At 61.0% G+C, this 10109-nt stretch carries 11 protein-coding genes; 5 read left to right on the top strand and 6 right to left on the bottom strand.

The features are described from left to right. Nucleotides 1–116 precede the first annotated feature (116 nt). A complete protein-coding gene (locus DK871_RS18515; protein ID WP_161906218.1) occupies nucleotides 117–731 on the bottom strand; it encodes an NAD(P)-dependent oxidoreductase in 615 nt (204 codons plus the stop codon). Nucleotides 732–765: 34 nt separating this feature from the next. Continuing rightward, the gene (locus DK871_RS18510; RefSeq protein ID WP_161906217.1) at nucleotides 766–1632 is read right to left on the bottom strand and encodes an MBL fold metallo-hydrolase; all 867 of its coding nucleotides are present in this window, start codon (nucleotides 1630–1632) and stop codon (nucleotides 766–768) included. A gap of 105 nt (nucleotides 1633–1737) precedes the next feature. Here DK871_RS18510 and DK871_RS18505 point away from each other — a divergent pair, with 105 nt between their 5' ends. Both DK871_RS18505 and DK871_RS18500 read left to right on the top strand, forming a co-directional pair. Beyond that, nucleotides 1738–2643 (top strand): LysR family transcriptional regulator, encoded by a 906-nt coding sequence (locus DK871_RS18505; protein ID WP_161906216.1) that lies wholly within the window; start codon nucleotides 1738–1740, stop codon nucleotides 2641–2643. A gap of 91 nt (nucleotides 2644–2734) precedes the next feature. Then, nucleotides 2735–2914, top strand: coding sequence for a hypothetical protein (locus tag DK871_RS18500; RefSeq protein WP_003189580.1), 180 nt, complete (start codon nucleotides 2735–2737; stop codon nucleotides 2912–2914). On the opposite strand, the gene DK871_RS18495 is transcribed toward DK871_RS18500, so the two are convergent. Then, complete coding sequence (locus DK871_RS18495; protein ID WP_014717471.1) at nucleotides 2907–3782, bottom strand: helix-turn-helix domain-containing protein; 876 nt, start codon at nucleotides 3780–3782, stop codon at nucleotides 2907–2909. The two genes, DK871_RS18500 and DK871_RS18495, sit on opposite strands and share 8 nt — an antisense overlap. A 180-nt stretch (nucleotides 3783–3962) precedes the next feature. On the opposite strand from DK871_RS18495, the gene pobA reads away from it, so the two are divergent. After that, nucleotides 3963–5156: a 4-hydroxybenzoate 3-monooxygenase gene (gene pobA / locus DK871_RS18490; RefSeq protein ID WP_161906215.1), complete on the top strand. Its 1194-nt coding sequence runs from the start codon at nucleotides 3963–3965 to the stop codon at nucleotides 5154–5156. A gap of 66 nt (nucleotides 5157–5222) precedes the next feature. Then, entirely contained in the window at nucleotides 5223–6740 is a 1518-nt protein-coding gene (locus DK871_RS18485; RefSeq protein ID WP_161906214.1) for an MDR family MFS transporter, read from the top strand. 164 nt (nucleotides 6741–6904) lie between these two features. On the opposite strand, the gene DK871_RS18480 is transcribed toward DK871_RS18485, so the two are convergent. From DK871_RS18480 to DK871_RS18470, 3 genes are read right to left on the bottom strand one after another with little or no spacing between them, the layout of a single operon-like run. Further along, entirely contained in the window at nucleotides 6905–7744 is an 840-nt protein-coding gene (locus DK871_RS18480; RefSeq protein WP_161906213.1) for a cache domain-containing protein, read from the bottom strand. Nucleotides 7745–7799: 55 nt separating this feature from the next. Next, the gene (gene cynS / locus DK871_RS18475) at nucleotides 7800–8270 is read right to left on the bottom strand and encodes a cyanase (protein ID WP_044273493.1); all 471 of its coding nucleotides are present in this window, start codon (nucleotides 8268–8270) and stop codon (nucleotides 7800–7802) included. A gap of 28 nt (nucleotides 8271–8298) precedes the next feature. Beyond that, nucleotides 8299–8940 carry a carbonic anhydrase gene (locus DK871_RS18470; RefSeq protein WP_161906212.1) on the bottom strand — a complete coding sequence of 214 codons (642 nt, stop codon included), beginning with the start codon at nucleotides 8938–8940 and terminating at the stop codon, nucleotides 8299–8301. 112 nt (nucleotides 8941–9052) lie between these two features. Between DK871_RS18470 and cynR the strand changes: the two genes are divergently transcribed. Continuing rightward, nucleotides 9053–9904, top strand: a complete 852-nt coding sequence (cynR, locus tag DK871_RS18465; protein WP_161906211.1) for a transcriptional regulator CynR — start codon at nucleotides 9053–9055, stop codon at nucleotides 9902–9904. Nucleotides 9905–10109 lie beyond the last annotated feature (205 nt).

Below are 10109 nucleotides of genomic sequence, written 5' to 3'. Positions count from 1 at the left end.
CCCCAAATCCCTGTCGAATTCCGGCCAGCGTGGTTTGACGGGGCGCCTAAGATCAAGATCAAAAGCAGATCAAGAGCTACTCGCTTCGCATCGTGGTTAGCGTTGATGGCGTTGGGTCAGTAACCGACCGTAAAGCGCTGGCGCGAGTGCTTCGGGTTTTCCACTTCATCCAGCATGGCGATGGCGAAGTCGGCAAAACTGATCGAACTGTTGCCGTCACTGTTCACCAGCAGATCATCCGTGCCCAGGCGGAATTTGCCCGTGCGCTGGGTGCCGTCGAACAGGGCCGATGGCGACAGGAAGGTCCAATCCAGCTCCTTTTCCTGGCGCAGCGTTTCCAGGAAGTCAGCTCCGGCACTGGCCTCAGCTTTATATTCAGGCGGGAAGCCTTCGCTGTCGATCACGCGCCCGCCACCGGGTAACAGCAGCGAACCTGCACCGCCGACCACCAACAAACGTTTCACGCCGGCCTTTTTCACCGGGCCGATCACGGCGCTGGCGGGGAGGGTGGAGAAGTGCGCGGCGCTGATCACCACGTCGCTGCCGCTGATGGCGTGTTGCAAGGCCTCGGCATCCAGGGCATCGGCCTGTTTGACCGTAACGCCTGGGCGCACAGCCAGCTTGTCGGTATTGCGGGCGATGGCGGTCACGGTATGCCCGCGACGCAGCGCTTCTTCCAGCAGTTGGCTACCGGCGCGGCCGGTGGCACCAATGATTGCGATCTTGCTCATGATGTTCTCCAACAGGGTTAGGGTTTAAAACCAATCACCACTTCATTTCGCCCTTGGCGACTTTGGCGCTCAGTTCCAGCGAGCTTTCGTCGGCGAGGGTGGGGTAACGTTTTTTCATGGCCGCAATCAGGGCGGCGGAATCCTTGGCCTTGGCGGTTTCGAGGTCGAAGGCCTTGATGTAATCGGCGGTGAAGGTGACCGAGGCCAGCGACGGCGTGCCCAGGTAATGGCCCGGCACCACGGTGTTCGGCTTCAGGTCTTCAATGCGCTTGAGGGTGGCCAACCAGTCTTTATGGGATTGCGCGCTCTGGGTATCGGCCATCCAGACGTGGATATTTTCAGCGACGACCACACCACCGACCACGGCCTTGATCGACGGGATCCACACAAAGCTGCGATCCGGCTGCGGGCCGTCGAGGCCAACCACTTCAAGCTGTTGCCCTTCCAGGGTCAGGCTGTGGCCTTCAAGCACTTGCGGCACAAGGGTCTTGGCCGGTTTGTCGGCGCCCATTTTCGGGCCCCAGAATTCCAGCTTGCCGGCGACGGTGGCGTTGATATGGTCAACCACCGGCTGTGGCGCCAGCACCTTGGCGTCGGGGAACGCGGCGGTCAGGGTGTCGAGGCCGAAGTAGTAGTCCGGGTCGCCATGGCTGATGTAGATGGTGGTCAGGTGCTTGCCGCTGGCGCGGATCTTCTGCACCAGTTGCTCGGCTTGGCCTTTGCCGAATTGCGCATCCACGAGGATCGCGTCTTTCTCGCCGCTCACCAGCACCGAGCTGACCGGGAAGATCGCGGCTTCGCCTGGGTTGTACACGTCGAGTTTGAGCTCTGCCGCCGCTGCGTGGGCAGCGAAGGCGAGGGCGGCGGTGGCCAGGGTCAAGCGTTTGAAGGTCGAGAACATCGGGCAGCTCCTGCCATCGGTAAGGGATGCACAGAGCTTAGTTGCATAAAACGCGACAAAAAATGCGATGCTGGGACATAGTTTGTTTCTAAAATCGGGCAAATCATGGATCGTCTTCAAGCAATGCGCGTGTTTGTCACCGTGGTGGACCTGGGCAGCCAATCCGCCGCTGCCGACCACCTTGACCTGTCGCGCCCGGTGGTCTCGCGCTACCTGGCCGAGCTGGAAGACTGGGTGGGCGCACGCCTGCTGCACCGCACCACGCGCAAGCTCAGCCTCACCGCAGCCGGGGGGGAAACGCTACCGCGTTGCCGGCAATTGTTGGATTTGTGTGGGGACATGCAGGCCGCCGTCAGCGAGCCCGATGACGCGCCCCGAGGCCTGTTGCGCCTGAGCGTCAGCACCTCGTTTGGCCAGGCGCAACTGGGCGCGGCGATTGCCGAGTACGTCAAGCGCTACCCGCTGGTGACGGTCGATTTGCAGATGCTCGATCGCACGGTGAACCTGGTGGACGAGCGCATCGACCTGGCGATCCGCACCAGCAACGATCTGGACCCCAACCTGATCGCCCGGCGCCTGACCGTATGCCGCTCGGTGGTGTGCGCCACACCGGCCTATCTGCGCGAGCATCCGGCGCCGCAGAAAGTCGAAGACCTGGCCCGGCACAACTGCCTGACCCACTCTTACTTCGGCAAGAGCCTGTGGCATTTCGAAGAAAATGGCGAACATGTGTCGGTGCCGGTCCACGGCAATATCACGGCCAACGAGGCCAGCACGTTAATGCGCGTGACACTGGCCGGGGCAGGGGTGGCGATGCTGCCCAGTTATCAGGCCGGTGAACTGATTCGCAGTGGAGAATTGGTACGCTTGCTGCCGCACGCCGAGCCACGCCAGATGAATATCTATGCGGTGTACGCCTCCCGCAAACACATGCCCTCGGCGCTGCGCAGCCTCCTGGATTTCCTGGTGCTGCGCTTCCCCGAGGAGCCTGTCTGGGACGGCGGGCTGTGAGCTGAAATAAGCGCGCTGAATGGCATCGCATCATGGCAAGTTGACCTATGCTTTAAACAGCACCCTGTAGATCCGTTCAGAGGTCTGTGCCATGAGCATCAAAACCAGAAAGTACCTGACCATTTTCACCCTCTGCGCATTGGCGACAGCGCTGTATGGGACTGCCGCCTATCGGGTTGAGCAAACACGCATGCAGCCGGCGGCGTTCGCCATCAGTTGCCATCAGGACCAATGCGTTCCCCGCACCGGCAGTTTCAGTGCACTCAGGTAGGCTGCTCGGCCTTCAGTTGTTCACGAAACGCCTTGGGTGAAAACCCGACCCTGCGGCGAAACAGCCGTGAAAAGTTGGTGGGGTCGGAAAAGCCCAGCACTTCGGACATCTCGTTGATGGTCATGCTGGTGTAGGTCAGCAGGCGCTTGGCTTCCAGCAATTGGCGGTCATGCATGATCTGCAACGCCGGTTGCCCACCCAATTCCCGACACGTCCCGTTCAAGTGTGAGACCGAGATGCCCAACTTGTGGGCCAGGTCTTCAATCTTCGGGTGTTCGCGGTAATGCTGTTCGACCAGTTGCGTAAACCGCCGAAAGTACTCACGACCCCGCGGAGCGCGTGGATGGCGGCGCTGGATCGCCTGGCGGCTGACCCATACCAGCAACACGCTGACCAGGGCGTGCAGCATCATGTCCCGTGCCGGTTGGTCATCGGCGTATTCGTCCTGCAAGCGTACGAACAGGCTGTTCAAGTAATCGCTGTCCTTGCCCGCCGGGTAGCTGCCAAGTGTGTGCAGGCCATCGACGGTGGAGCCCAGTTGCGCCTGCAAGTGGCTGACCAGCGGCGCCGAAAGCGTTACCACAAACCCTTCCACATCTTCGGAAAAACGAAAGCCATGCACGCACAGCGGTGGCAGCACTTGCAGGCTCGACTCGTTAAGCGTGGTGCGCTGGCCTTCGATTTCCAGTTGTGCCTGGCCTTTGTGCACATACAGCAACTGGCACAGGTCCGCGTGCCGGTGGGGCTGGATTTCCCACTGGTATTCCCGACTGCGCCGGGAAATGGTTTCGCAGTGCAACAAATCGGGAGTCGGCCACTGCTGGCTTTCCCCGTAAAGCTTGAAGACCGGAATCGCGGTTTTGGTCATGGTTTCAATCCGATACTCAGGATAATGGTTCGGTAATCGCCCCGATTGGCGAAAAGCACAGGTTTTGACGCAGTTTTCACCTTCTTATGCGGCTCGCTCAAGTGAAAAATGTCAGCCATAAGAGCAATGACAACTCTTTCACTCCATACGTTCGCGTGAAGCTTGAAGGCCATAAAAATAATGAAAACCCTTAAAACTCAAGTCGCCATTATTGGCGCCGGTCCTTCCGGATTGCTGCTCGGCCAGCTGTTGCACAACGCTGGCATCCAAACCCTTGTTCTAGAGCGCCAGAGCGCCGAGTACGTACAAGGCCGTATCCGCGCCGGGGTGTTGGAACAAGGCATGGTCGACCTGCTGCGCGAAGCCGGGGTCAGCCAACGCATGGACGCCGAAGGTTTGGTGCACGACGGGTTTGAAATCGTCCTCAATGGCCAACTCACCTCCATCGACCTCAAGAGCTTGACCGGAGGCCAGTCGGTGATGATCTACGGCCAGACCGAGGTCACCCGAGACCTGATGGCCGCCCGCGCAGCCGCCGGTGCCATCACCCTGTACGAAGCCTCCAATGTTCAACCCCATGACCTGAAAAGTGAACAGCCGTGGCTGACCTTCGAGCACGAAGGCCAAGCCTACCGCCTGGAGTGCGACTACATTGCCGGCTGCGACGGTTTCCATGGTGTGGCCCGCCAGACGATACCGGCGCAAGCGCTGAAGGTGTTCGAGCGGGTCTACCCCTTCGGTTGGCTGGGCGTGCTAGCCGACACGCCGCCGGTACATGCCGAATTGGTGTACGCCAAACATACGCGGGGTTTTGCGCTGTGCAGCATGCGGTCGCCGACCCGCAGCCGTTACTACCTGCAAGTGCCGGCCGAAGAGAAGCTGGAAGACTGGGCGGATGAACGCTTTTGGGATGAACTCAAAAGCCGCCTGCCCAACTCCTTGGCCGAGCAGTTGGTGACCGGGCCCTCGATCGAAAAAAGCATCGCGCCGCTGCGCAGCTTTGTGGTGGAACCCATGCAGTACGGGCGTCTGTTCCTGCTCGGCGATGCCGCGCACATTGTGCCGCCCACCGGCGCCAAGGGTTTGAACCTGGCGGCCAGTGATGTGAGCACCTTGTTCCGCATCTTGCTCAAGGTGTACCGCGAAGGGCGCCTGGACTTGCTGGAAAAATACTCGGCCATCTGCCTGCGCCGGGTGTGGAAAGCCGAGCGGTTTTCTTGGTGGATGACCTCGATGCTGCATCAATTCCCACAGGCGGACGCCTTCAGCCAGCGCATTTGCGAAAGCGAACTGGACTATTTCATTCACTCCCAGGCCGGGCGCAAAACCATCGCAGAAAATTACGTCGGCCTTCCTTACGAGCCTATCGAATAGCCTGCTATCGTATCGAGCATTCCCACCGGTGACCGTTGCCTGTGGGCCCTGCTCGAAGGTTCTGCCGTGACACACCTCAATCAGCCCGCTCCAACCGTTCCCGCCGTGCGCAGTATCCTGGTCGCGCTGATGATGGCGATCTTCCTGGGCGCCCTGGACCAGACCATCGTCGCCGTGTCCATGCCGGCCATTTCTGCGCAGTTCCATGACGTCAACCTGCTGGCCTGGGTGATCTCCGGCTACATGGTGGCGATGACCGTGGCGGTGCCGATCTACGGCAAGCTCGGTGACCTGTATGGGCGTCGGCCCATGATGCTGATCGGCATGGGCGTGTTCACCCTGGCGTCGCTGTTCTGCGGCCTGGCGCAAAGCATGGAGCAACTGGTGCTGGCGCGGGTGCTGCAGGGTATCGGCGCAGGCGGGATGGTCTCGGTGAGCCAGGCGATCATTGGCGACATCATCCCTCCCCGCGAGCGTGGGCGTTATCAGGGCTATTTCAGCAGCATGTACGCGGTGGCCAGCGTGGCCGGGCCGGTGTTGGGCGGCTATATGACCGAGTACCTGTCGTGGCGCTGGGTGTTTTTGATCAACCTGCCACTGGGTGCCGGCGCCTGGTACGTGGCCCATCGCACCCTGGTGGGGCTGCCGGTGCCGCAGCGCAAGCCCATCATTGATTACCTCGGCACGGTGCTGATGATCATCGGCCTCACCGCCTTGTTGCTGGGCATCACCGAAATCGGCCAGGGCCATTCATGGCATGACGATCAAGTGTTGGGGTTGCTGGCCTGTGCCCTGTTGGCCTTGAGCGCGTTTGTGTGGCACGAACGCCGCGCGCGGGAACCGTTGTTGCCCATGCATTTGTTTGCCAACCACAGCGCGGTGTTGTGCTGGTGCACGATTTTCATCACCAGCTTCCAGGCGATTTCCCTGACTGTGCTGATGCCCCTGCGTTACCAGACCGTGACCGGCGCCGGTGCCGACAGCGCGGCCCTGCACTTGCTGCCCTTGGCGATGGGCTTGCCGATGGGCGCGTATTTCGCCGGGCGCATGACCTCGGTGACCGGCCGCTACAAACCGATGATCCTCAGCGGTGCGTTGTTGAGCCCCCTGGCGATCCTCGGCATGGCCTACAGCGCGCCCCAGGCGGTGGCGTTCACCGCGATCTTCATGCTGTTGAGCGGCATCGCCTCAGGCATGCAATTTCCCACCTCGCTGGTGGGCACACAGAATTCGGTGGAGCAACGGGATATTGGTGTGGCCACCAGCACCACCAACCTGTTTCGCTCCCTGGGCGGGGCAGTGGGCGTGGCCTGCATGTCGGCGTTGCTGCTGGCGCTGTTGCACGATTCCAGTTTCGCCCATCTGGCAAGCGGCGCACTGATGGCCGAAGGCAGTTCCGGCAACGTACTGCTCGACGGCCTCAACGCGGCACCCGGCCCGGCGCAGGATGCGTTGCGCGGCGAGTTGGCGGTGACGTTCCGGCATTTGTTGATGGTGAGTGCGGCGGTGTCGCTGCTGGGGTTGGCGGCTGCGATAGCGATGCCCAACCGAGTGCTGCGCGGCCGTGAAGACAAGGCCCAATAACGGTTAAACGCCCTCTGTAGGAGCGAGCTTGCTCGCGAAAAATGTCAACGATAACGCGGGCTTTCTGAGTGAGCGCGGCGCCTTTGAGTTTTTCGCGAGCAAGTTCGCTCCTACAAAAAAAGCGCTGCCCCCGCCCACCGTTTTATTGCAGTTCAAATCTTGGATCAGGGGCTGTAGTAACCCACCGCTACCATGAAATGCCCGCTCTTGCGCACATACGCATGCTTGTTCTCGACCTTGCCCGTCACCGGGTTTTTCCAGCGGTATTTGTATTCGCCCTGGTCCTGTTCGTCCATCATCTTGAGGATCGGCACACCCACCGGTTTGCCATCCGGATCCTTGATCTTGGCGAAATCGGTGTTGATCAGACGCAGGTTGGTGCCGTGGGCGACGTAGCGCCGCGTGTTCAGGTCCACCACGAATACGTAGAGATCATCTTGCAGGAAGCCGCCCTGCAAAGAGTTGATCGCCTTGAGCGTGCCGGTTTCATCCTTGACCAACGCCTCCACCGCCTTGTTGCGCAGCGCCCGTGCCTGTTCCGGCGTGGCGCGCGGCAGGTAATAACCGACCGCCAGGATGCGTTCACCCACCCGTTGATAAAACACATGCTTGTGTTCGACCTTGCCGTCATTCCAGTTCTGCCAGCGATAGTCAGCCTGCTGGATACCCTGGCCTTCGGGCACGCCAAGGGCTTGTTTGAACGAGGCTTGCAGGTCGGGCCCGAGCACCTCGGACACGTCGCGACCGATCAGCGCGGAGGAGGGCCCGCCACTGGCCAGCAGCACGCCTTTTGTATCGACCACAAACACATAGCGGTCCTGGTCGATGAACTCGCCCTGACGGCTGAAGGCAGCGAAGGCCTTGTCACCTTGCTTGTGGTAGTACGCCAAGGCCTTTTCCAGCAAGGCCTTGGCGGCTTGGGCATCCGCTTCCTGTGCCGTGGCGGCATGCACCTGGCTGCAACACAACAGCAGCAGCCAGGTGAGTCGGAGCAGTCTCTTCATTTACCCGTCCCTCGTTCTTGTTGGTGTGCCAAGAGCGTAGACGGTTGGCGGCAAGTCAGAAGGGTTTGGTCGGCAGGTATTTGCCGTCCAGGGTGATGACCGCACGGGAGCCGCCGTCCGGGTCTTCGACTTTTTTGAGATCGAGCTTGAAGTTGATGGCGCTGATGATGCCGTCGCCAAACTGCTCATGCACCAGGGCCTTGAGGGTGGAACCGTAGACCTGCAGCATCTCGTAGAAACGGTACATGGTCGGGTCAGTCGGCACACCGCTCGGGAAGCTGCCGCGCAGGGGCACGCTTTGCAACAGGCGGCTGGCGTCCTCGTCGAGGCCTAGTTTGCCGCACACGATGTCGGCCGCCTCCTTGGGCAGCGGGTGCTGGCCGAGCAGGGCGGCGGTGACGAACGCCAGGCTCAGCCCGGTGCCGTCGGTGAGGTCCTGCCACGACAGGTTTTTGCGTGCCTTGAGGTCGATAACGGTGTCGGCCAGGGCCAGGCGTGGGGTTTGGGCGAATTGGGATTGCAACATGATGAGGTCCTCTTGGGTTGAATAGGGGTCAGGCGGCGTGGGCGCGGGTGCTGGGGTGGTCGAGCAGGGAGACGAAGCGCCCGGTGTGCCCGTCCAAAGCGCCAATGCCGCCGGTTTCGATGTCGTACACCCAGCCATGCAGGTTCATCCGGCCTTGTTCCAGCGCCAGGGCGACCGAGGGGTGAGTCTTGAGATTAGCCAGTTGGGCGACCACGTTTTCGCGCACCAAGGCATCCAGGCGGGCAGCGTCCGAGATATGCGTACGGGCTGCATTGATCACCTTGGCCGACTCGGCATGGCGCAACCAGTTGGCCACGGCGGGCAGGTGGTCCAGGCATTTGCAGGTAGAGATTGCAGTCATCGCGCCGCAGTCCGAGTGCCCGCAAATCACAATATCGCTGACGCCCAGCACCGCCACGGCATATTCGACCGTGGCCGACACGCCTCCCGGCTCCGGGCCGTAGGACGGCACGATGTTGCCGGCATTGCGGATGACGAACAGATCACCGGGCTCCTGCTGGGTCAACAGCTCAGGGACTACGCGGCTGTCAGAGCAGGACACGAACAAGGTGCCGGGGTTTTGCGTGGTCGCCAGGTGTTTGAACAAGTCACTGCGAGGGGTAAAGGCTTCACGTTGGAATTTGCGAAAGCCGTCGATGAGATGCTGCATGGTGGTTCTCCTTGCGTCGCTGATGGGGCAAGGATGGAAGTTTTCGGCTATAGCGTCCAAGACTGTTTTATGATGCTGTCTATAAGTTATGCCTATAGTTGGAGCGCTGCCCATGCTGTTGCGTCATATCCGTTACTTGCTGGCCGTTGCCGAGCATCGCAACTTCACGCGGGCTGCCGAGGCGCTGCACGTGTCGCAGCCGACTTTGTCGCAGCAGATCAAGCAACTGGAAGAAAACCTGGGCGCGCCATTGCTGGACCGTACTGGGCGCAGCATCAGTCTGACCGACGCGGGGCAAGCCTACGTGCGTTATGCGCGGCTAGCCTTGCAGGACCTACAGGCCGGCACCCGTGCGATACACGACGTGCAGGACCTGCGCCGAGGGCATTTGCGCCTGGCCATGACGCCGACCTTTACTGCCTACCTGATCGGCCCGCTGCTGGCACGGTTCAATGCGCTGTACCCCGGCATCACCCTGAGCGTCGATGAACTGACCCAGGACCGTATCGAAGCCGCGCTGGGTGAGGACCTGCTGGATATCGGCATCGGCTTTACCGGCGAGCATGGGTTGGAGATCGACTGTGAGGCGCTGTTTGTCGAAGAGTTGAGCCTGGTCGTCAGTGCCAGTCACCCCGAACGCAATCAACGGGCGTGGTTCGAACAGCCTCTGGTGCTGCTGAACACAGGCTTTGCCACCCGCCGCTATATCGACGATTACTGCCACCGGCAAGGGGTTAAACCGCAGATTGCCATGGAGGCCAATTCCATCAGTGCGATTATCGAGATCGTACGCAGCACGCCCCTGGCAACTATCCTGCCCCGGGCACTGGCTGAGGCCCAGGCGGGCCTGCATGCCGTGGCGATCGAGCCTGCGTTGCCGCAGCGCACTGCGGCCTTGTTGAGCCGCAAGAGCGCGTATCGCAGCGCTGCGTGTGCGGCGTTTGTGGCGTTGATCAAGGCGTAGGGTCGGGCTGACACCCCTGGATCCAACTGTGGGAGCTGGCTTGCCTGCGATGGCGGCCTGCCAGCCAATGTTTATCTACCTCACACCCTGCGGTCAAAACTGTGGGAGCGGGCTTGCTCGCGAAGGCGGCCTGGCAGTCAACACAGTTGGATTGTGTACATATCCATTGCTGCGGTAACGGCCACCTAGGGTTCCGCCCTGACGT

Origin of the sequence: Pseudomonas sp. L13, from assembly GCF_009935965.1 — a bacterium.
GTDB classification, from domain to species: Bacteria; Pseudomonadota; Gammaproteobacteria; order Pseudomonadales; family Pseudomonadaceae; genus Aquipseudomonas; species Aquipseudomonas lactis.
Note: the sequence above shows the minus strand (reverse complement) of the source record. Positions and strands in the feature narration are given on the sequence as shown.

What these genes read in the sequence shown, in the direction of transcription:
- DK871_RS18515 (WP_161906218.1), bottom strand. Translation starts at nt 731, where the DNA reads ATGAGCAAGATCGCAATCATTGGTGCCACCGGCCGCGCCGGTAGCCAA.
- DK871_RS18510 (WP_161906217.1), bottom strand. Translation starts at nt 1,632, where the DNA reads ATGTTCTCGACCTTCAAACGCTTGACCCTGGCCACCGCCGCCCTCGCC.
- DK871_RS18505 (WP_161906216.1), top strand. Translation starts at nt 1,738, where the DNA reads ATGGATCGTCTTCAAGCAATGCGCGTGTTTGTCACCGTGGTGGACCTG.
- DK871_RS18500 (WP_003189580.1), top strand. Translation starts at nt 2,735, where the DNA reads ATGAGCATCAAAACCAGAAAGTACCTGACCATTTTCACCCTCTGCGCA.
- DK871_RS18495 (WP_014717471.1), bottom strand. Translation starts at nt 3,782, where the DNA reads ATGACCAAAACCGCGATTCCGGTCTTCAAGCTTTACGGGGAAAGCCAG.
- pobA (WP_161906215.1), top strand. Translation starts at nt 3,963, where the DNA reads ATGAAAACCCTTAAAACTCAAGTCGCCATTATTGGCGCCGGTCCTTCC.
- DK871_RS18480 (WP_161906213.1), bottom strand. Translation starts at nt 7,744, where the DNA reads ATGAAGAGACTGCTCCGACTCACCTGGCTGCTGCTGTTGTGTTGCAGC.
- cynS (WP_044273493.1), bottom strand. Translation starts at nt 8,270, where the DNA reads ATGTTGCAATCCCAATTCGCCCAAACCCCACGCCTGGCCCTGGCCGAC.
- DK871_RS18470 (WP_161906212.1), bottom strand. Translation starts at nt 8,940, where the DNA reads ATGCAGCATCTCATCGACGGCTTTCGCAAATTCCAACGTGAAGCCTTT.
- cynR (WP_161906211.1), top strand. Translation starts at nt 9,053, where the DNA reads ATGCTGTTGCGTCATATCCGTTACTTGCTGGCCGTTGCCGAGCATCGC.